The 21,540-nt window shown below is 37.8% G+C and carries 17 protein-coding genes; 15 read left to right on the plus strand and 2 right to left on the minus strand.

All coding sequences use genetic code 11. The features are described from left to right. The first annotated feature begins 19 nt into the window (after positions 1–19). From PVV65_RS02590 to edd, 11 genes are all read left to right on the plus strand, one after another. The gene (locus PVV65_RS02590) at positions 20–142 is read left to right on the plus strand and encodes a hypothetical protein (protein WP_273789102.1); all 123 of its coding nucleotides are present in this window, start codon (positions 20–22) and stop codon (positions 140–142) included. A 65-nt stretch (positions 143–207) separates the two neighbouring features. Next, positions 208–1,458: an MFS transporter gene (locus PVV65_RS02595; RefSeq protein ID WP_273789103.1), complete on the plus strand. Its 1,251-nt coding sequence runs from the start codon at positions 208–210 to the stop codon at positions 1,456–1,458. Between the two features lie 523 nt (positions 1,459–1,981). Beyond that, entirely contained in the window at positions 1,982–2,047 is a 66-nt protein-coding gene (locus tag PVV65_RS02600) for a hypothetical protein (RefSeq protein WP_273721516.1), read from the plus strand. A 115-nt stretch (positions 2,048–2,162) separates the two neighbouring features. Further along, entirely contained in the window at positions 2,163–2,552 is a 390-nt protein-coding gene (locus PVV65_RS02605) for a class I SAM-dependent methyltransferase (RefSeq protein WP_273789104.1), read from the plus strand. Between the two features lie 59 nt (positions 2,553–2,611). Next, positions 2,612–2,743, plus strand: coding sequence for a hypothetical protein (locus tag PVV65_RS02610; RefSeq protein WP_273789105.1), 132 nt, complete (start codon positions 2,612–2,614; stop codon positions 2,741–2,743). A gap of 164 nt (positions 2,744–2,907) precedes the next feature. Further along, positions 2,908–4,677 (plus strand): 50S ribosomal protein L7/L12-serine acetyltransferase, encoded by a 1,770-nt coding sequence (gene rimL / locus PVV65_RS02615; RefSeq protein WP_273789106.1) that lies wholly within the window; start codon positions 2,908–2,910, stop codon positions 4,675–4,677. Between the two features lie 650 nt (positions 4,678–5,327). Beyond that, positions 5,328–6,755, plus strand: a complete 1,428-nt coding sequence (locus tag PVV65_RS02620) for a glutamine synthetase family protein (RefSeq protein WP_273721504.1) — start codon at positions 5,328–5,330, stop codon at positions 6,753–6,755. 11 nt (positions 6,756–6,766) lie between these two features. Further along, positions 6,767–8,050, plus strand: a complete 1,284-nt coding sequence (locus tag PVV65_RS02625; protein ID WP_273789107.1) for an FAD-binding oxidoreductase — start codon at positions 6,767–6,769, stop codon at positions 8,048–8,050. A gap of 136 nt (positions 8,051–8,186) precedes the next feature. Next, complete coding sequence (zwf, locus tag PVV65_RS02630; RefSeq protein ID WP_273789108.1) at positions 8,187–9,659, plus strand: glucose-6-phosphate dehydrogenase; 1,473 nt, start codon at positions 8,187–8,189, stop codon at positions 9,657–9,659. A 17-nt stretch (positions 9,660–9,676) separates the two neighbouring features. Next, positions 9,677–10,429: a 6-phosphogluconolactonase gene (gene pgl, locus PVV65_RS02635; protein WP_273789109.1), complete on the plus strand. Its 753-nt coding sequence runs from the start codon at positions 9,677–9,679 to the stop codon at positions 10,427–10,429. Between the two features lie 58 nt (positions 10,430–10,487). Continuing rightward, positions 10,488–12,311 carry a phosphogluconate dehydratase gene (edd, locus tag PVV65_RS02640; RefSeq protein ID WP_273789110.1) on the plus strand — a complete coding sequence of 608 codons (1,824 nt, stop codon included), beginning with the start codon at positions 10,488–10,490 and terminating at the stop codon, positions 12,309–12,311. A gap of 64 nt (positions 12,312–12,375) precedes the next feature. Here edd and folD read toward each other — a convergent pair whose 3' ends face one another. After that, on the minus strand, positions 12,376–13,275 hold the full coding sequence (folD, locus tag PVV65_RS02645) for a bifunctional methylenetetrahydrofolate dehydrogenase/methenyltetrahydrofolate cyclohydrolase FolD (protein ID WP_273754824.1): 900 nt from the start codon (positions 13,273–13,275) through the stop codon (positions 12,376–12,378). Positions 13,276–13,595: 320 nt separating this feature from the next. On the opposite strand from folD, the gene PVV65_RS02650 reads away from it, so the two are divergent. Continuing rightward, a complete protein-coding gene (locus tag PVV65_RS02650) occupies positions 13,596–15,479 on the plus strand; it encodes an AsmA family protein (RefSeq protein ID WP_273789111.1) in 1,884 nt (627 codons plus the stop codon). Between the two features lie 321 nt (positions 15,480–15,800). On the opposite strand, the gene PVV65_RS02655 is transcribed toward PVV65_RS02650, so the two are convergent. Continuing rightward, positions 15,801–15,944: a hypothetical protein gene (locus tag PVV65_RS02655; protein WP_273754822.1), complete on the minus strand. Its 144-nt coding sequence runs from the start codon at positions 15,942–15,944 to the stop codon at positions 15,801–15,803. A gap of 233 nt (positions 15,945–16,177) precedes the next feature. Between PVV65_RS02655 and PVV65_RS02660 the strand changes: the two genes are divergently transcribed. The 3 genes from PVV65_RS02660 (at position 16,178) to PVV65_RS02670 (ending at position 21,537) form a co-directional block, all read left to right on the plus strand. Further along, positions 16,178–16,921 carry a 16S rRNA (uracil(1498)-N(3))-methyltransferase gene (locus PVV65_RS02660; protein WP_273789112.1) on the plus strand — a complete coding sequence of 248 codons (744 nt, stop codon included), beginning with the start codon at positions 16,178–16,180 and terminating at the stop codon, positions 16,919–16,921. A 68-nt stretch (positions 16,922–16,989) separates the two neighbouring features. Next, on the plus strand, positions 16,990–18,363 hold the full coding sequence (locus PVV65_RS02665; protein ID WP_273789113.1) for a glutamate--cysteine ligase: 1,374 nt from the start codon (positions 16,990–16,992) through the stop codon (positions 18,361–18,363). A gap of 1,818 nt (positions 18,364–20,181) precedes the next feature. Next, complete coding sequence (locus PVV65_RS02670; RefSeq protein ID WP_273754819.1) at positions 20,182–21,537, plus strand: L-cystine transporter; 1,356 nt, start codon at positions 20,182–20,184, stop codon at positions 21,535–21,537. The last annotated feature ends 3 nt before the right edge of the window (positions 21,538–21,540 follow it).

Here is a 21,540-nt window from a genome sequence, read left to right on the forward strand (position 1 = left end):
TAATACAGGAGGTAAAGTTATGAAAACTAAAGATATGTATAAACCACTGAAAAAAATTCAAATTAAGCGGGTTGATGTTACTGCGCTCAAATCCCGAGCAAGTGAGCAGAAAATGGCTGCTCGAGGTGCTCTCACGAATTGAGGTGTTAGAAACTATAAAGCTGGCAGCAAAAAAAACTGCCAGCTTTATAGCTTTTGGATATATTAATGACGATAGATTATGAAGTTAAAAAATTGCTGTATGGCTGTGCAGCAATGAGCGGGGTTCGGTTGATTACGGGTTCTTTCCATGCTTTTTTTCTATTGTCTATGGGCATTAGTATAACACAGCTCGCTTTATTGCAAATTGTGTTTAGTGTGGCTATTTGTATTTTTGAAGTGCCTTGTGGGATTTTAGGAGATAAAATCGGCGTTAAACAAAATGTTATCTTTTCATGTTTCTTTTTTTCTCTCTTCTTCTTTTTATGTACTCACGCGCCTAATCTTTCTGTTTTAATTCCGGCAGAAATTATTTATGCTTTAGCCTTTGCTTTATGTTCTGGCGCTGATAGCGCGTGGATTAAAGGTTTAATCGACGGCGGTCTTTACAAGGGTAGTTTGATCTACCACCAAGTAAACGCCTATAAGCGGGAACTGATAGCATTCATGAATATGGTTGCTGGTGCACTAGGTGTTCTTATTGTTTTGTCTATGTATAATTATCAGTCGGCATATTATTTTTGTTCTTTTGGGTTTCTCGTGCTTGTATTCTGGTTTAGTCGGGTGAGGGGAGTAGGTATTGCATCCGTTGGGAGTAGTCAGCTAAGAAACTCAGGTTCTTTGTTGCATGCAACAGAAGCTTTTGTTTATTTAGTTACCTCAAAAATCGGGTTATATTATATATTGATATGTGGTTTTATTGTTGCTGCCTTGCAGCCAATATTTCATTTTTGGCAACCTTTTATTTTGGGACAAACAGGAGCATTAGATAATGCAACAGGGAAGACTAAAATTCTTATTCTTGGCCTGTGCTTTGTGTCTTATAGTTTTGTCAAATACTTATTTAATCGCTTTGTCATTAAATATCTTATGCAAAAATATGCTCCTATGGCGATAACTTTGTGCTCGCTAGTCCTGAGTGCTGTTGTTATGCTTGCTCTGCTTCTTGTTGCGAACAGTTGGGCTCCCATTATTTTATTCACCATATTTCACAGTTTTTTTTCTGTCCCTGTGACACAGTTTGAAGCAGAATTTTTTAAACATATTCAACAAAAGAATGCGAATACAGTTTTATCCATTGTTAGTTTTCTTGCACGTATTTTTGGTATTTTGGCGCTTGTGCTGATTGGTTGGTTGGCCAGTAATATTGGTATAGAAGCAGCTTTTTGTTTCGCTTTGCTTTGTATATGTTTGGTTATCCCGCTTAATTTGGCCTGGCTTTATACTGATAAAAAGTTAATAAAAGGTGAGGAGGTTTGAGAGTGAAGATACAGTTGAATAGGATTTTGCCTATTACTTACATAAAGACATAGAAAAAAAATAGTGTGTGGGTCATCTTATATGGATTTCATCGAAATGAATAGCTGTCCATCGTTTTTAGTAGAGATGCTGACCGATTTGAATGCGCCAAATGATTGTGCTGCTATGAGCCAGAAGTATCGGAGCGAACAGATCAAGAATCTTATAATATTGATGTTTTGCTAAAGAGTGGGTATATATTAGATTTTGCAAAGAAATCACAAGCTTTTTAGAGTGCGCGGAGGAAACTCTTAATAAAGCGCATGTCAATCTTACTATTGATGGTATTAGATATTTAAAACGAACTGACCAAGACTATAGCGTTGCAAGAATGTTTTGCAAGGAGCGATTTTTGGCGAATTTAGAACGGAGCGCTGGGACGAGTGAGAAAAGCGTGTATGATCATGTGGTTTATAAGAGTAATATTGAGAAAGAATTTGCGTAACACCAATGATAATGCTCCGAAGTAAAATTATTTTCTAAATTGCCAAGGAGGTTTAAAATCGTGACGCTCTTAGGCTCTTACACGCCGGATTTGCGGTATTTTTAAAGCGAGAGGGAGAACAAAGGCTTTACTTTGCGCTGGAGAGCTGTTTTAAAGAAATCCTATAAGGAGAAAATTATATGATGGAGCTTAGTGATACATTTGCGAAGTTTGAAGACATTTGTTCGATGAGTATCTTGATTTTGTAGCGCTGATGAAACAGGATAATACGCCGCCCAGTGGTAATTATACTGTTGATTATGAGATCAAGCATGCAGGCATTCATCGCGATTCTGTGTTGTTAGATCTTGCTGGCTCTACCGGTTACAGTTCGCGTTATTGTTTTGAAAAAACTGGATCTTCTGCAGAGGGCATTGATATATCTGAAGTAGCAATCATTATTGCTCGTGAGTTGGCCGCTAAGCTTGCTGCGGATAGTCGTTTACGCTATCAAGCTTCTGACGCCTGCAGCCTTCCTTTTTATGCAGAAACGTTCATGTACTTGGTGGATGTGATTTTGCATTTCTTCAAGCAAGAGAACAACCGCTGTCTGAGGTCAGTCGTGTTTTGAAAGTAGAGGGTGTTCTTTGTACTTCAAATTTTTACTATAGAAGGGCGCTTAGCGATAAAATGATTACTGACGTTTATAGCGCCATAGGGTTCAAACCTGATCCTGCTTCGACGCTGCATTATTGGCATGACTTTTTGGGCAAAGCAGGATTGGAACTGGATCAAGAAAAAGATTATGAATTATCGTCTTGATCCTATGATGAGCTTAAAGACAATCTTCGTAGATATATTAGAATTGAAAATAAGTTCATTTGTTCGCTTGAGGAAAATATACAGGATGCATTTTATGAGCGATATCTTGCTATCCGTGCTCCTCTTAATGCTCAACGAGATTATCAGGGAGTTACCATACAGTTATGGAGCAAAAAATAGTAGCTCAAAATATCATCACAGCAGCTAAACGACTGCGTGAACGCCAGCCTTATGGCGACGAGCCATTTTTTATATTCGATGTTGATTCGGCGCTGGAACGGGTTCTGCATCTGCAAGCGGTCTGTCAGCAATATTTTCTGGACGCAGTTATTGCTGTTTCGGTTAAGTCATGCTCGTTAGGTTTGTTGTTGCGACTAATCGCTGAGCACGGACTCAGTGCAAAAGTATGCTCGGCAGATGAGCTTCAGCTAGCTTTAAAGGCGGGTTTTACTGGCGATAGGATTGTATTGGATGGACCTTATAAATCTCTCAAAGATCTTTCTCAAGGGATTGCTGAAAAGGCACTCATTCATGTCGACAGTCCGCACGAACTCAAGGCCATAATTGATCTGGTTTCTGATACTGACCGCGTAGTGGGTCTGGGCTTAAGATTGGCGCATTTTTACAAAGATAGCCAGCGTTCTCGTTTTGGAGTGACAGTGGAAGAATTTGAGGAAGAAATCGTTCCCTTGCTGCAATCTTGCAAGAATGTTTATCTTAAGGGCTTTCATCTTCATATAGATGCGAATCTAGAAAGTTCGGCACGAATTATTGAGAACTTGCGTGATTGGCTTCCCTTCCTTTTAAAAAATATGCCTAAGGGAGGGTATCTTGATATGGGGGGCGGATTTCCAGCAGACTCCTTTTCAGCAGATGCTGAAGTTACGGCTACAAAACCACAGGAGTTTTTCCAAGAAATTTTTAATGTTTTATCTGAACAAGATCTCACTTTACCTGCTAGATGGAAATTGATTTTTGAGCTTGGTAGGTATATCAGCGAAGATCATGGTTATGCTGTAGGAAGAACTGTAAGTATTAAAAAGCGCGATCAGGTCGATATCATACAGACAAATCTTGGCATTAACTGGATACCTTCTGTGCGTGTTTGGCATCATTTGCTTGTGCCGTTAGAAGAGAAAAAAAACGCTTGTGGTAAACATGGTCAGATATTAGCAGGTTTTAACTGTTTTGAAAATGACTGCCTTTTTCCCAAGGCAGATTATGGTTTGGGCAAAGATCAGTTGTTTATTATTCGCGGTTGCGGTTCTTATGATTTACAAACTGCTAATGAATGGACGCGTCTTAAACCTCCCGTCTACGCTTTATACAAAAAAGAAATCGTAACAGCTAGGCTTGCAGAAAATGCCTTACCAGCTGGGCGAGTAGATTTATTGTATAGAGAGGAAGCTATTAGTGTGGATAAAAATATTCAACTCGCACCCGCGTCCTCGAGATATGCTTCCGAACTTTTTAATATTATAGATCGTAATAGAAAGGAATTCAGTCAATATATGGCTTGGCCACGTTATGTTACGAATGAATATGATGAAGCTATTTTTCTTGACGTTTGCTTTTTGCAACATCAGAAGAATGATGGAAAAACATATGCTATTTTGTTTGATGAAGTTCCAGTGGGATTACTTTCTTTCAATAGGATTGACAGTGGTAATAAGACCGCTTATATCGGCTATTGGCTTGATTTAAAACTTCAAGGAAAAGGGATTATCACTAAGTCTGTGGAGGCCTTGATACAGTTTTATTTGAAATCTGGCGAAATAAAAAGATTTGTCATAACATGCTCAGTAGACAACAAAAAAAGCAACGCAGTAGCACAGCGCTGCGGCTTTGAGCTTGAGGGAAGATTGAAAAAAGCTGAATTGTTAAACGGAGTTTTTCATGATCAGAATATTTATAGCTTTATAATGTATGATTAGCTAAAAAAGTATTTCTTGATATACTGTGTCAGTTTGTACCGATGAGGTAAATTGTCAATGCTGAATAAGATTCAGCTGGGCAAATAAGAAGTCATATGTACAGCGTTTGGAGAGGGGCAGGAAAATCATTGAGGAGGGTGGTGTTTTCAATCAAGCTAGATTTGTTAGCAGAATAGGAAATTTGCCTTTCGTTCAGCTGTCCACGAATGCTGAGCGCTTCTCGTTGTCTCAAGCGTTTATCGCAGTTGCGGTAAGGCGCAGTTAATGAGAAGCTATGATTGGGTATTTTGTTGTATAGATTTAGGAAGCAGAAGTGGTGATGCGTATCGCTTCTTTGTGGACATTAAAAGTAGAGCTATCATAATTACGTTGAGCTTCCACTATAAGATTTTATACGGTTATTGCTTGCCAGAATAGCTTTAGGACTTTTGTTTTTTATAAACAGAATGTTAGCACAGATGTATCGCACGCAGTGTTATTTTTCACTATGTTTAATATGATAAGAAGCTTATAATAATAACAAGGACTCTTTTGCCTTGATGGGAGTTGCATATTCTCTAAAAATTAAGTTGATAAGGATTTTTAGTAACGCTTAAACATGAAATGATACCATAATAGCGGGCTTTGATTGTTTTTAAAATTGGTGTGTTATGGTTGTGAAAAATGGTAAACAAATGAAAAAAAAGGGCTCTAAGCCTGTTTCTGGTTTTCTTAAAAAATTACGAGGTGTAAGCAATTGGCAGCAAGTTTCGCATTGGCTAGCTTTCCGTAATGTAGAAGATATTGAATGTATTACCCCTGATCAAGCGGGGGTACCCCGTGGCAAGATGATGCTTTCTAAAAAATTTACCTCGGAAACATCATTGGCATTACCTTCAGCGGTTTTTGTCGCAACAATCTCAGGAGATTATCCTGAAGATGGTCATGGTTTTGAATATCCCAAAACTGATGGTGATCTACGCCTTGAGCCTGATTTGTCTACATTAAGCATTGTACCATGGGAAGATGCTCCCACAGCACAAGTGATTTGTGATCTTGTCTATCAAAATGGACATGTTGTCGATTACACACCACGAAATGTTTTACGAAAAGTCGTTGATTTTTATACACAAATGGATCTAATGCCGGTTGTTTCACCAGAAATTGAGTTTTATTTAGTACAGAAAAATCCTGATCCTGATTATCCTTTAGTTCCTCCAGTTGGGCGTTCTGGACGTTCAATTGGTGGGGGACAAGGGTATTCGATTGCCGGTGTGAATGAATTTGATGAGTTCATTGATGATATTTATCATTTTTCGGAAGCGCAAGGGTTGGAGATTGATACTCTCATTCATGAGGAAGGGGCAGGGCAGTTTGAAATCAATTTACGCCATGGTGATCCCATCGAATTAGCCGATCAAGTTTTTATGTTTAAACGAACAATTCGTGAAGCAGCACTAAAGCATAATATGTATGCTACTTTTATGGCCAAGCCTATTCAAGGGCAGCCAGGTTCTGCGATGCATATTCATCAATCCGTTGTTGATAAGAAGACAGGTATGAACATTTTTACACAAAAGGATGGTGAAGAAAGTGTCTGTTTTCGTCATTTTATTGGTGGATTACAAAGACATATGGCAGGAGCACTTGTAATGCTTGCTCCTTATGTAAATTCTTATCGACGTCTTATGCCTGATATTTCAGCACCGGTTAATTTACGATGGGGATATGATAACCGTACTACAGCATTTCGTGTACCTCGTTCTGCTCCTCAAGCACGGCGTGTTGAAAATAGGCTTCCCTCGTCAGATGCTAATCCTTATTTAGCGCTTGCGGCTTCTTTGGCTTGCGGTCTCATTGGGCTACAGCAAAAGCTTGAACCCGATGAGCCAACAACAAGTAATGTGAATGCTGATAGCATTGAATTACCGCGTGGTCTCATTGAAGCAGTCAATTTATTTGAACAAGATAGAGCGATACGTGCTATTTTAGGAGATGTGTTTGTCAGTACTTATGCTGCAATCAAACGACAGGAATTTGAAACTTTTATGGAAGTGATTAGCCCGTGGGAGCGCGAATATCTCTTGCTTAATGTTTGAGGTTTATCACGATGATTGATTATAATCCGATTTCTCCAGGAATTTCTTGGTATGAGGACACTTTAGAAGAACGCCCCTCTTATCCGTTTTTAAATGAAAATATACAGTGTGATGTGATTATTATTGGAGGTGGATTTACCGGACTTTCGGCTGCTTACCATTTAGCGAAGTCTGGAGTGCATGTTGTTTTGTGTGAAGCTTCACGTTTTGGTGATGGTGCTTCAGGGCGCAATGGTGGGCAATTAGGAACGGGGCAACGGCAATGGGTAGAAACACTAGAGAAAAAATATGGTTTTGAGCGAAGCAAGGCTCTGTTTGATTTAGCTGAAGAAGCCAAAAGAGATATCTTATCTTGGTGTGCAATGCCCAATTGTCAATGCGATTTTATGCGAGGACAGCTTTCTGTTACCCATAAAAAACGTGAACGAGCATCTTATCAACGGCATATAGAAACGATGCAGCGTTATGGTTATTACGGTCTTACTTTTATGGATAGGGATGAAACAGTAAAACGGCTTGGTTCCTCTTTTTATCATGGTGGTATTTATGATGCCGATACGGGTCATATTAATCCCTTAAAGCTTATTGTTGGGTTAGCAAAAAATGCGAAAAATGCTGGTGCTAAGCTTTATGAGAAAACCCAAGCAACTGGGTTAGAGCGCAATGGTAACCATTGGAGGGTGATAACAAAACGGGGGAATATAAGAGCGGAGCATGTATTACTTGCGACCAATGCGTATAAGCTTGGACTTCAAGGATTTGTTGAGAAAAAGATTTTTTCTCTTCGCTCTTATATTGGAGCAACAAAACCGTTAGAGAAAGACAGCCCGATTCTTCAAGGGGGCGAATCGGTCGATGATTCTCGTTTTATGGTTCGCTATTTTCGCAAAAGCATGGATAATCGCTTATTATTTGGTGGAGTAGAAAGCTACGATAATCAATATCCTGCAAATTTAGAAAAACGTATAAAACGCCAGATTACTGAAATTTATCCTCAGCTACACTCTGTTAATCTAACCCATCATTGGGGTGCAACGGTCGCCATCACGGTTGAACGAATGCCTTATGTTCGACAACTTTTCTCTAAGATGACTTATTGTGGTGGTTATTCAGGTCATGGTGTTATACTTGCTCCTTTTATAGGAAAATTATATGCAGAATGGTTAACTGGGAATCATGAACGTTTTGCCTCTTTTCAAGACTTAAAGATTTCGTCTTTTCCAGGTGGGAAAATTTTGCGTTATCCGCTTATATTTTTAGCAATGCGTTGGTTTTCTTTAATGGATCATTTTTAACAGAAACATTGATTGAAATTTAGAAAATTAATGGCTTGTTTAGGTTCTGCCTGCTTTAATGATGGAAGCTGTTATAAGTAATATAGGTTATAAGTAATATAGGATTGAATAATCGAATAGAAAAATAAATAAGTTCATGGTAAGTAAAATTATTCCAGTTTCTCCCTTTGATTGTATTGTTTTTGGTGGTAATGGTGATTTAGCAGCGCGCAAACTTATGCCTGCTCTCTATCATTGTCAGTGTGTTGGGCAATTTAATGAGCCCACGCGTATTATTGGGGTTGCTCGTTCTGCATGGAGTAATGAAGAATATCAAAATTTTGTTCGGGCTTCTTTAGAAGCACATATTCATCCAAAAGATCTCAATTCAACTGAACTTCATCGCTTTCTTGCACGTTTGACTTACGTTTCTGTTGATGTTACCTCAAACCAAGGATGGCAAGATCTTGCGCTGGTATTGTCACAAGATTCAACAGATATTCGAGCTTTTTATTTGGCTGTTGGTTCGTCACTTTTTTCTGATATTGCGATGAGGTTGGGGACAAGCAATTTGGTGACGCCACAAACACGAATTATCATTGAAAAACCTATTGGTCGTGATGTAAAAACAGCCGTTTCGCTTAACGATGCATTTGCAAGTGTTTGTAATGAAGATCAAATCTTTCGCATTGATCATTATCTTGGCAAGGAAACTGTTCAAAATCTGATGGCATTGCGATTTGTGAATACACTTTATGAACCGTTATGGAATTCTAATTATATTGATCATGTTCAGATCACGGTTGCTGAATCTTTAGGGTTAGAGGGGCGTGCGGAATATTATGAAAGTGCAGGTGCATTACGTGACATGGTGCAAAACCATATGCTGCAATTGCTCTGTTTGGTGGCGATGGAAATACCATTTACGAATAGAGCAAATGCTGTACGTGATGAAAAACTGAAAGTTTTACATTCTTTAACACCTCTTGATGTTCATAATGTAGAGCACCATACTGTACGTGGGCAGTATCTTTCTGGTGTCTTGAAGGGTGATCCTGTGGGATCTTATCTTGAAGACTTGGGAAGAGAAAGTAAGAGCGAAACATTTGTAGCGTTGAAGGTTAAGGTTAATAATTGGCGTTGGGCAGATACACCTTTTTATTTACGAACTGGTAAGCGTATGCCTACGCGAATGTCTGAAATTGTGGTTGTTTTCAAATCCATTCCACATAATATTTTTAATGTGGATTCGAATGAAATTTTTTCTAATCGGCTTGTTATTCGTCTCCAGCCTGATGAAGGCGTCAAACAATGGTTGATGATTAAGGATCCAGGTTCTGGTGGTATGCGATTTCGTCATATCCCCCTGGATATGAGTTTTGCTTCTGCATTTTCTCAACGTAATCCTGATGCTTATGAACGCTTATTGATGGATGTTATTCGCGGAGATCAAACACTCTTTATGCGTCGTGACGAAGTTGAAGCGGCTTGGCATTGGATTGATCCTATTATTGAGGGATGGCAAGCAATAAAACAGCCTGTTCATGGTTATAGCGCTGGTTCATGGGGGCCACCTGCTTCGATAATTTTAATGGAACGTGATGGACGTATGTGGAACAATTTAGTTTAGAGCAATAAACAATAAGTATGCATGGAATGAATATTGACCGTTTAAATTTTGAAACACCCACGACTCTTGCTTTAGCGTTGGCTGACCGTGTTGCAGCAGAGCTTAGTATAGCTGTGCTTGAGCGAAAACGTGCAATTTTAGCGGTTTCTGGTGGAAGAACACCAGAATTGTTTTTTCATTATTTATCAAAGGCTGACATTGACTGGCAAAATATTATCATTACTTTGGTTGATGAGCGCTTTGTACCTGTTCACCATGAGCGTTCCAATGAACATATGGTACAGCGTTATTTGTTACAAAATTTTGCTGTAAAAGCGCGTTTTATAGGACTTTATCATAAGGCACGCACCGTTGAGCTTGCGGCTTTTTCAGCAGCAAGTCGTGTTAATACTTTACCTAAACCCTTTGATGTTGTTGTTTTAGGAATGGGGATTGATGGACATACGGCTTCCTTTTTTCCAGATGCTGATCGTTTAAAGCAAGCACTTGATCTTCGAACACAAGCACTTGTTTTACCACTTCATGCCAAGAGTGCTTTTGAGCCAAGACTCTCACTAACTTTGCCAGTTATTATGCAATCTCGTTGTATTATTCTCCATTTTGAAGGTTTTCAGAAACGCGATTGCTTTGAAGAAGCTTGTCAAGATGGATCTGAAATAGAAATGCCGATTCGGGCAATTTTGCGTAATTCCCCTCATCTTGTGCAGGTTTATTGGTCACCTGCAGAAAATGAAATAAGTGAATCAGAATGTGAGAGACAAGGGGAATAGAAATGCAATCTCTCTTTAATGAATAAGGGAGAGAAACAATGAAAGGGGGGAAGTAAATATGACACTTTCCAAGATAATTGCCACAGTTACACGAAGGATTTATGAACGCTCTCTACCAACGCGAGAAATTTATTTAGAGCGCATCGCGAACGCACAAAACCACCGTCCCAAGCGAAGTTTTTTAGGCTGCGCCAATCAGGCTCATGGTTTTGCTGCTTGTGGAGCAATAGACAAAGAGCATTTGAAGGGAAATATCGTTGGAAATATTGGCATTATCACTGCCTATAATGATATACTTTCAGCACATCAACCTTTTGAGTCTTTTCCTCGCTTAATTAAAGAGGCTGCCCGCAGAGTGGGTGGTGTCGCACAAGTCGCAGGTGGTGTTCCCGCGATGTGTGATGGTGTTACGCAGGGGAATGCGGGGATGGAGCTTTCCCTTTTTTCGCGTGAAGTGATTGCAATGGCTACCGCTATAGGCTTATCACACAATATGTTTGATGCTGCACTGTATCTTGGGGTTTGTGATAAAATTATACCTGGTTTAATGATTGGTGCACTAACATTTGGTCATCTACCAGGAATTTTTGTGTCTGCTGGTCCCATGACAAGTGGTCAAGGCAATAATGAAAAAGCGAGAATACGCCAGCTTTACGCAGAAAATAAGGTGGATCGTCAAACATTATTGGAATCAGAAGCACGTTCTTACCATGGACCAGGAACCTGTACATTTTACGGGACTGCTAATTCAAATCAGATGATATTGGAGATGATGGGGCTACAGATGCCAGGTAGCGCTTTCATTAATGCGAATACACCATTGCGTGATGCTTTAACAAAGGAAGCAACAAAGCGTGTACTTGAAATGACAGCCCTTAGCAATGATTATAGTCCACTTGGTATGATAGTAGATGAGCGTTCTTTCGTGAATGCTATTGTAGGTTTAAATGCGACGGGAGGATCTACCAATCATGCGATTCATTTAATTGCCATGGCTGCTGCTTGCGGTATTCAATTGACATGGCATGATATTGCAGAAATTTCGTCAGTTGTTCCTCTTTTGGCACGGATTTACCCCAATGGTTTAGCTGATATCAATCATTTTCACGCAGCTGGTGGTATGGGATTTGTCATTCGCGAGCTTATAGAGGCCGGTTTAGTGCATGAAGATGTTTCTACAGTTTGTGGTAAAGATCTCAATGCTTATGCCATTGAAGCAAAGCTTTCTGCTGATGGTTGTGTGGTGCGTGAACCCGCTGTGAATGAAAGTGCTCATCATAAAATATTAGCAGGGTGGAAAAAACCATTTCAGCCTGACGGTGGTCTTCGTGTTTTATCGGGAGATTTGGGAACAGCTATTATAAAAGTTTCATCCGTTAAACCAGAATATTGGCAGATTAAAGCACCAGCCCTTGTCTTTAATGATCAAGAGGAGCTCCAAAAATCTTTTCAATCTGGAGCACTGCATGATAAAGATTTCATCGCTGTTATTCGCTACCAAGGACCAAAAGCCAATGGGATGCCAGAGCTTCATAAATTAACCACTATTTTAGGCGTTTTACAAGATCGTGGTCAAAGGATAGCATTGATAACGGATGGCCGTATGTCCGGAGCATCAGGAAAAGTTCCCGCTGCCATACATGTGACACCAGAAGCTTTGGATAATGGCCCCATTGCGCGGTTGCAAGATGGTGACATTGTTTTCCTCGATGTTCATAGGGGTAAATTAACTCTTTTAGAGGATTTAGCAAAATTTAATGCGCGAACAATCATACCTCCTGATCTTTCAAAAAATGAACAAGGTGTTGGACGCGAACTCTTTCGTGTGTTCCGTCAATCGGTTAATCGTGCAGATCAAGGAGCATCTGTTTTTATGACGTGAGAAATGCAAAAAAAACAAGGTGAACCATATGCAATGAAATCATGTACAATGATTGTTAAAATTTTTAGAATTTTGGTATAGGAAGATTGTGTAATCGGGCAGCAGCTTTAAGTGTATTAACCATAAGCATAGCAATTGTCATTGGTCCAACACCTCCTGGAACAGGGGTAATTGCGGCGGCTTTTTCTTTTACATTTTCAAAATCGACATCCCCAACAAGACGCGTTTTTCCTACACCTTTTTCTGGTGTGGCAATGCGGTTAATACCAACATCAATAACAATTGCACCATTTTTCACCCAGTCTTTTTTAATCATTTGAGGACGGCCTATAGCCGCTACGAGAATATCGGCGCTCCGACATACATCATCAAGGTCACGGGTACGACTATGGGCAATTGTCACAGTAGCATTAGCTGCTGTTAAAAGGGCAGCCATAGGTTTTCCAACAATATTAGAACGTCCAACAACAACAGCATCCAGTCCAGATAAATCTCGCCCACAGTGTTGTTCAATCATCATCATAGCACCAGCTGGTGTGCAGGGAATAATAGCATCGTCAAGTGCATTTGCTGCGAGTTTTCCTACATTGACATAATGGAAACCATCAACATCTTTTTGGAAAGCAACGGCTTGTGTTATGTGGTTTGTATTGACATGGGCAGGCAGAGGCAGCTGTACCAAAATACCATGAATTTTTGGATCAGAATTTAACGTTGCAATAAGTTGAAGGAGCTCTTTTTCTTGGGTTTCTTTAGAAATGGCATGTTTGATTGAAAGAAATCCACATTCTTCAGCTTTTTTATTTTTTGAGGAGACATAAACTTGACTTGCAGGATCGTCTCCAACGATAATGACAGCGATGCTAGGTTGTATATTATAGTTATTACGGAGTTTTGTTGTTTCAGCCTTAACTTTCTCAATAATCTCTTCAGCAAGTTTTTTTCCGTCAATAATATTATTCATGAGAAAGATCCTTTCGGTAAGGCTGTTTGTTTTTTTGTAAAGCATTTTCTAATAATACGATAGAGTTTTATAGCAATATTCGATAGGGAAATAGTAAGAATGGTTTAATAACGTTGTGGATTTGTATTTTTAGAAGACTTTTAGATAATTGCTTTATAAAGAAGTAGCAATATTGCTGTTTGAATAAACTTTGGATAAAGAACAAAAATAATGAAAATACAAAGCAGATATGGTGAATTACAGGGTTATAAAAAGTCTTTTAACGATTATTTGAGTTTGTGTTTAATCTGTTATTAGGAGAATACGTATAGAGGGATATTGTGCGCATCAGAATAATAAAATTTTTGAGCGGAATTTTTATTATAATTATCTTTTTATTTGGGGTGGGGATTCTCGTTTTACCTTATCTTGTCTCTACAGATGCGATTCGTGTTCGTTTAGCGCAAGAGTTGAGTACATGGACAGGTTATAATGTGCAATTGCGTGATCCACCGCGTTTAAATCTTTTTCCTTACCCTAAAGCGTTGCTTTCGGGTGTTACTTTAACAGCAAAAATGGATCATGTTGTACCGTTGATGGAAGCTGAATCCATAGAAGTTGATCTTTCTTTAATAGATTTGCTGCGGGGGCATATTTCTTTTTCGGAGACGCGAATTGTTCGTCCTCAATTTGTTATGGAAAAGCCCGTTAAAACAATAGCAGATTTTTTTGATCGATTTTCACGCTCACAAGGAGCCTTAGGATTAGCCATACGCAAGGCGCGTGAAATATTAAAACAAAAACCTGATCATCCAGAAGAGATAGAACACCTTTTAAAACAACCTTTTGGGCGGGTTGTCATTGAAAATGGTGCTCTTGTGTATCAAGATAGTCTTTCAGAAGTAGCGGAAAAAATCACAGGATTAAATGCGACTTTAGATTGGTCAGAATCGACTCAAGAAATACGGTTGCGTGCAGATGCTCGTTGGCGCGGAGAATTTACAAAATTATCAATTGATGCTGCTCAAGCATTGTCGCTTCTGGCAGGAGGAAAAAGCCAGATTAAAGCAAGTCTCAATTCTGTACGTGGGGGAATAACTTTTACAGGACAGGCGCAGTTATCTGAATATTATATTTTTGACGGAAAAGTGTCGATGCGTTCTCCTGGATGGAATCAGACTGTGTCTTGGTTTGGAAGGAATCAAATTTGGGGACATAAATTAAAAATACCCATTGTGTGGGAATCTCATTTTTTAGCACAGCCAAAGAACATCCAAATGAATAATGTTACATTTAGCATAGGAACAGCAAATGCGCGTGGAGCTTTAGAAGTTGAGTTTCAGGACTATGTACCAATTATAATGGGATCTTTAGCATTTGATAACCTCGATTTTAACCTCTTGGGATCAGTATTTTCGCCTGTTAACAAGAACAATCTACTTCTTAATAGGGAAATTTTTGATCGTATAGGAGTGGATATACGACTTTCTGCGTCTCAAGCCAAAATAGAAAATATTTTACTCACAGATTTAGCTGCTGCGATACAAATAAAAAATGGGTATGGGATTTTTGATCTTGGACATGCAAATATTTGGGGTGGATCCGTTCAAAGTAATATTGAAGTTACGCCAGCTGGAGAGAAAATACGTATTGGAGGAAATATTTCAGGATCTTCTATTGATACACGGGAGGCTTTAGAAGCTTTAGGACTTATGCCATTTGTACAGAGCAAAACAAATTTTACCGCAACGATACAAACACTTGCGGGTTCTTGGATGGAAGTTTTTACAAAAATGCAGGGTGGATTAGCACTAAAGATGTATTCTGGTCGGCTCTTAGGGTATGATTTGAATGAATTACAAACAAAACTTTCAAGCAAACAACAATTTCTTTTAAAAAATAATGATTCTATCTCCACAAGTTTTGATTACTGGGATATTCAGACAAGCTTTTTAGAGGGCATGATGAAGGTGACAGAGTCATTGATGTGTACAGCAGACTTTAGTTTATCCATACAGGGGGCTGTTACGATTGCTCTTGCTCAAGGACAGCAGAATGAATTGATACTACAGGCACAATTACGTAAAAATCATAGATCAGAAACTTTATGTAAAGATGTCCAATGTCTCGCTAAAAGCCTTGCATGGCCTTTTACATTTTCTCTGAGATCTAAAGGACAAGATCATGGTAATTTTTGGGTTACAAAAGACATTGATACAGATTGAGCATTGTTTTTCATCTGTATAACACTCTACTCTATAATAATAATTCGTCCATCTGTAATTTAGAGTCGTTTTTAAATTTAAATAAGAGATTTCACGATCATAAGATTCTCTCATTTTAATCTATTCGTGATAAACCAAAAACCTTTCTCTTTGTCACATAAATGCAGGTGTTATGTAAATAAACAATTTAAGAGAGGAATAAAAACGCCTCTCTCTGGAATTTTTCAAATATAGGAGGGGCACAATACGAGTGCAAATCTTAGAAAATTGCTAAAAAATATTTTGTTGTCTTAAAACGTTAAGGGCATATCTAGTCAGCACTTATTGAATCTGAGAAGAAATACCGTAACCATCTTTGATAACTGTATGCTTTCCATCTGCTCCAACAGAACCAATACCCACTGTAATCAAAATAAAGGCTAAGAGGGTTGTAATGGTAATAATGGTAGCTTTTTTAGCAGACATATCTTTCCTCCACTGATCCATCAATGATTGAGTGCAAAGATGAATGGTGTATTATTTAAACTTATATGAAAGCAGAATCACTTAACGATCTATTAGTTCCTATCATTATCTCATAAAGTTAAAAAAACTCTATAATTCTTTAATATATTATAGCTCTGTAGATATAATTTTTTCTTTTTGTTATATATTTTTCTTCATTTCTTGATGACGATAGTGAGCATTGGCAAGATTTTATGCGCATAAACTATAAACTTAAAAGATTATTTATCCGACAGACATTGGCTTTGAATGAAGAAATAAAGATAGAAGGAGCACAAGCTTTTTATCTTGTGCATGTTTTGCGGATGAAAGAAGGAGCAGAAATTCTACTTTTTAATGGACAGGATGGTGAGTGGCTTGCTAAACTTACTATTATTAAGAAAAAATTTGTTTTGGTTCAGCTTATTCATCAAGAAAGATTACAAACGACGCATTCCAGTCTTATTTACTGCTTTGCTCCACTCAAAAACGCGCGGTTGGATTATATGGTGCAGAAAGCTGTTGAAATGGGGGTATCAATTTTGCAGCCTGTTATAACGCATCATACACAGGTTACACGTATCAATATGGCGCGTATGGAAGCCAATGTCATTGAAGCTTCTGAACAATGTGGTATTTTGTCTCTCCCTAAATGTGTATCAGCTCTATCATTAGCAGAGCTTTTAGCACGTTGGGATGAGACACAGCCTTTATTCTTTTGTGATGAAGAGTATCAATCGTATAATCCATTATCTTCTTTTAAAAAGTGTGACGTTACAGCACCTGGTATTCTCATTGGACCAGAAGGTGGATTTAGTCGAGAAGAGCGGAGCTTTTTAAAAAAGCATCCTTTTGTGGTTTCAATATCATTAGGTCCACGCATTTTACGCGCTGATACTGCCGCTGTTGCGGCTTTGGCTCTTCTGAATGCTACCGTGGGGGATTGGTCAATGGATTGAGATGTCTGTAAAATCATTCTAAACAATTCATTTAAGATGATAATACCAATGATAGGATACGATAAGTTATGGCGCTTGATGTAATGGATGAAAGTGAAGTTTATAACTTAGATTCCTTGGTTAGCTATTTCCAAGGGGGGTATAAAGAAGAAGAAGATTGGCGTATTGGCACAGAACATGAAAAGTTTCCGTTTTATAGAGATGGTTTTCGTCCTGTTCCTTATGACGGAGAGAGGGGGATTCGAGCGCTGTTAGAGGGGATGCAAAGCGCTTTAGGATGGAAACCTATTTTAGATGAAGGGAATATTATTGGGCTTGTAGGATCAGTTGATCAGGGGGCTATTTCTTTGGAACCTGGAGGACAGTTTGAATTATCTGGGGCACCACTAAAAACAATAGGTCAGACGTATCATGAGTTGATGGAACATTTAACTCTTCTCAAAAAAATTGCAAAACCATTGGGTATTGGCTTTTTGGGGATGGGAGCGAGCCCAAAGTGGACGTTAGCTGAAACGCCGAAAATGCCTAAATCACGTTATCAGATTATGTCTGATTATATGCCGAAAGTTGGGCATAATGGTCTTAATATGATGTATCGTACATCAACGGTTCAGGTGAATCTTGATTTTTCATCTGAAAGTGATATGCGGCGAAAAATGCAAGTATCCATAAAATTACAGTCCATTGCGACAGCATTATTTGCCAATTCACCTTTTACAGAAGGACGCCCAAATGGCTTGTTGTCATGGCGTTCTGAAATTTGGCGTGATACGGATAATCACAGGACAGGTGTTCTTCCCTTTATATTTTCTGAGCATTTTGGTTTTGCTGATTACGTTGAATGGGCTCTTGATGTTCCTATGTATTTTGTTGTACGTGATGGCCGTTATTATGATTGTACACATATAACGTTTCGTCAGTTTATGAATGGGGCATTAAGAGGACAGGTTGCAAATTCAATTCCGAACATGGGTGATTGGATTAATCACTTATCAACGTTATTTCCTGAAGTTCGCTTAAAAAGATTTTTAGAAATGAGAGGCGCTGATTGCGGTTCTTGGAAGCGCATTTGTGCATTGTCGGCTTTTTGGGTTGGGCTTCTTTATGATAGAGAAGCGCTTAACGAGGCAGAGGCTTTGACCAAAGATTGGTGTTTTGAAGAAGTTTTGGAGATGCGCCAACGCGTTCCCAAAGAAGGGTTTAAAACCCCTTTTCGTCAAACTATTCTTTTAGAATTAGCCCGTCAAGCTATTGCGATTGCACGCAAGGGCTTAAAAAATCGTAAACAGTATGATGCAAATGGTTTTGATGAAACAAATTTTCTTAATCCTTTAGAAGAGGTTGTAGCAACAGGACAAACAGATGCTGAAAAACTTTTGTTTCATTACTCTTCTATTTGGAATGAGTCTGTCGAACCTATATTTTTAGAATGTGCCTATTAAATTGAAGGCAAAGAAACTTTGTACTTTTTTAAAACTGTATATTATCATAGTAGTTCATTTATTCATTTGTTTTAGAGAGAATATCCCTCTTTCTTTCAACCTTGCTCATAAGGGATACAATACAAAGATCTCGAGCATACTGAAGATTACTATGCTTATGATATTTCCGTAACCTCTATGTTATATCGTTGTGTTAGTGATGATTTGTTCTATTTAACTCTTTATCAAACATTTTTGATTTACTTGTCTCGTTCCTCTTATGAAGGAGAGTAAAAAATAATTTTATTACTTTTAAATAAGGAATAAAAAATATTATTTGTATTCAATAGGTTCAACGTTATACTTAAAAAAATACAAAGTGTTTATTTTGTAGAGTAAAAATACAAAACCTTAGTTTTTTTATGTTGTTAAGCCACAAACACTTCTTTTACTATTTAAAAACGTATGGTACGCTTCTAACTGCCTATTGCTTCTGCTTTTTAATAGCAAGATTGCATGGGGATTTGTATGCCTTTAGTGACATTATACGATATTGTTATACAGCCATTATAAATGCAATAGCTGGATTTTTAAATGGGTAGGAAAATTACAGGGAACCATTTTCTCTATAGGGATAATTTATTTTTTTGTTAATGCCCGTTGGAGAATCTAGAAATTTTTTACGTATTCAAACATCGGATTACTAAACGTCTACTTCAAGTTTTGCGAGAAAAACGTCTTTTTTCAATAAATAAAAAGCATCCTATTTTATTATTTAGCACACCTTCATATTGGAATCCCTTACCTAAAATAGTAAAGCATCCACAAAAAAAGAGCATCTTTGGGTAATATTTTTAAAATAATCCCTTATTTATTCTGTAGATGTGACGGGTTCTACCTTATTCTTAAATATTTTTATATATTCTTTTGCTATTTCTTCTTTTTCGCGATATCCCGAGCTTTTACACTTTTTATTGAGATATGACTGATAAAGTTCATCGTACAGATTCAGATTGTTCACTTTCGTATATCCAAGTGATATTAATACAGCGAACAAAAGTATCAATAGAGAAGATAAAACAATAAATGTTACGGTACGTTTCATGAGTGATTTAACTCCTTATCTTTGATAAATAAACCGATATTGAATACGGCTATTATAACGGTTGATATCACTTAGTTTAGTTATATCGATAAGATATAGGGTATTTTTGTTGGTATTATGTTTTAGGTTGTATTAAATAGTAATATGCATTAATAATTGCATTACCTTTTCAATAGGCATTATGATTTTTAAATCCTTCATATTTGCGATTTTTCGTTATTAAGAGGGCATATTTTTATGCCTATAAGAGAATTTCGAAAAACAAAAAAGTTTCTTCTCTAAAAGCTTTTGGGAGAGCAGTCCATAAAGTTGGTAAGAGGAGCTTGATGGTTTATTGTTCAGAAAACTCATGAATGTCTGTTTGTTAATGAATCATTTTTAAAGAAAGCTTTCCTTAATTCAAAAGGCAAAAGAGAGTGATAAGGACTTTGATAGAATAAGAACGGTTGGGATTATTCAGTATAAAAATGCAATGAAGGGTGTTTATATTTCTCTTTTTAAACTATTTTATAAGCTCTTTAATTTTAGAGTAGAGAAATAAATTTATTTATTTTCTTTAAACAGTTATTCATAGATAAAAAATTCTCTTTTAATCTATAAATTAAAAAAATAATGACTTTTTAAAAACCTTGTAAGCTTTATACATTAATTTTAAATATTATGCATTGATTTTGAATTATGCATATTATTCACCATAAATTATAACAATAGTGGATAGAGACTGGGCATAGACAATGACGTTTAATTTTTTCATCAATTTATTTCTATTTATTATTTTTTTATTGTGGATTGCCCAAAGTAAGAGAATGCAATGGAGCCTTTCACGCCGTGTCATGCTGGGGCTTATCCTTGGCTTGATTTTTGGTGGTGTTTTGCAGGTTATTTATGGAGAAGGTGAAGTCATTTTGCTGAAATCCGTTGAATGGTTTAACATTGTTGGGAGTGGTTATATCTTATTGCTCCAAATGATTGTTATGCCATTGGTTTTTATCTCTATCGTCTCAGCGGTTGCTCATTTGCATTCTGTTTATGCTGTTGGAAAAATGAGTATAATGACCATTTCAATATTGCTCTTTACAACGGCTCTTTCAGCGTTGGTTGGCGTTTTAGTCGTGAATGCCTTTGGTTTAACCGCAAATGGTTTGGTACATGAAGGGCAAAATGTTTCTACTGTTCTTGGGGATCGTATTTCTCAACTTGGAGATATGAATATTCCAAAGATGATTTTATCCTTGATTCCTAAAAATCCCTTTGCTGAGTTAAGTGGTTCCAAGCGTACATCAATTATCGGTGTTGTTATTTTTGCGTCATTTTTAGGGGCTGCAGTTCTTCTCTTAAAGAAAGATGAGCCAGAAAAAGGGGAAAAAGCACTTTTATTTATTCAAGTGGCACAAGCTTGGATTATGCGGTTAGTTCGTCTTGTGATTGCTTTGACGCCTTATGGTATTTTTGCACTTATGACGAAAGTAGGAGCATCTTCTCATGTTTCAGATATTTTAAATTTACTCGTTTTTATCATTGCTTCTTATGTTGGTATTATTTTAATTTTTGGCTTTCACGGTGTGTTGCTCGGCATTTTTGGTATTAATCCCTTCCGTTTTTTTAAAAAGGTTTTGCCGGTTTTGACATTTGCTTTTAGTAGTCGTTCAAGTGCTGCAAGTATTCCTTTGAATATTGAAGCGCAAACACAGTGGATAGGTGTACCACAATCCATTGCGAGTTTTGCAGCTTCTTTTGGGGCAACAATTGGACAAAATGGGTGTGCAGGTCTTTATCCAGCAATGCTCGCGACCATGATTGCACCGACCGCGGGGATTAATCCTCTTGATCCTACTTGGATTGCGACGCTTGTTGGGATTGTAACATTGAGTTCCATTGGTGTTGCTGGTGTGGGGGGAGGGGCTATTTTTGCAGCATTGATTGTGTTACCAATCATGGGGCTTCCTGTTACTTTGGTCGCTGTCCTTATCTCTATTGAGCCGCTGATCGATATGGGACGTACCGCTCTAAACGTGAGTGATTCAATGATAGCAGGAACGATCACCAGTCAAATATTACGAACAACGGATAAAAGTATTTTTGAAAAATGATTT

It is taken from the genome of Bartonella sp. ML70XJBT (assembly GCF_028618425.1).
GTDB lineage: Bacteria > Pseudomonadota > Alphaproteobacteria > Rhizobiales > Rhizobiaceae > Bartonella.

Coding starts and splice junctions, on each gene's coding strand:
- PVV65_RS02590 (WP_273789102.1), top strand. CDS start 20: ATGAAAACTAAAGATATGTATAAACCACTGAAAAAAATTCAAATTAAG.
- PVV65_RS02595 (WP_273789103.1), top strand. CDS start 208: ATGACGATAGATTATGAAGTTAAAAAATTGCTGTATGGCTGTGCAGCA.
- PVV65_RS02610 (WP_273789105.1), top strand. CDS start 2,612: ATGATTACTGACGTTTATAGCGCCATAGGGTTCAAACCTGATCCTGCT.
- rimL (WP_273789106.1), top strand. CDS start 2,908: ATGGAGCAAAAAATAGTAGCTCAAAATATCATCACAGCAGCTAAACGA.
- PVV65_RS02620 (WP_273721504.1), top strand. CDS start 5,328: ATGGTTGTGAAAAATGGTAAACAAATGAAAAAAAAGGGCTCTAAGCCT.
- PVV65_RS02625 (WP_273789107.1), top strand. CDS start 6,767: ATGATTGATTATAATCCGATTTCTCCAGGAATTTCTTGGTATGAGGAC.
- zwf (WP_273789108.1), top strand. CDS start 8,187: ATGGTAAGTAAAATTATTCCAGTTTCTCCCTTTGATTGTATTGTTTTT.
- pgl (WP_273789109.1), top strand. CDS start 9,677: ATGCATGGAATGAATATTGACCGTTTAAATTTTGAAACACCCACGACT.
- edd (WP_273789110.1), top strand. CDS start 10,488: ATGACACTTTCCAAGATAATTGCCACAGTTACACGAAGGATTTATGAA.
- folD (WP_273754824.1), bottom strand. CDS start 13,275: ATGAATAATATTATTGACGGAAAAAAACTTGCTGAAGAGATTATTGAG.
- PVV65_RS02655 (WP_273754822.1), bottom strand. CDS start 15,944: ATGTCTGCTAAAAAAGCTACCATTATTACCATTACAACCCTCTTAGCC.
- PVV65_RS02660 (WP_273789112.1), top strand. CDS start 16,178: ATGCGCATAAACTATAAACTTAAAAGATTATTTATCCGACAGACATTG.
- PVV65_RS02665 (WP_273789113.1), top strand. CDS start 16,990: ATGGCGCTTGATGTAATGGATGAAAGTGAAGTTTATAACTTAGATTCC.
- PVV65_RS02670 (WP_273754819.1), top strand. CDS start 20,182: ATGACGTTTAATTTTTTCATCAATTTATTTCTATTTATTATTTTTTTA.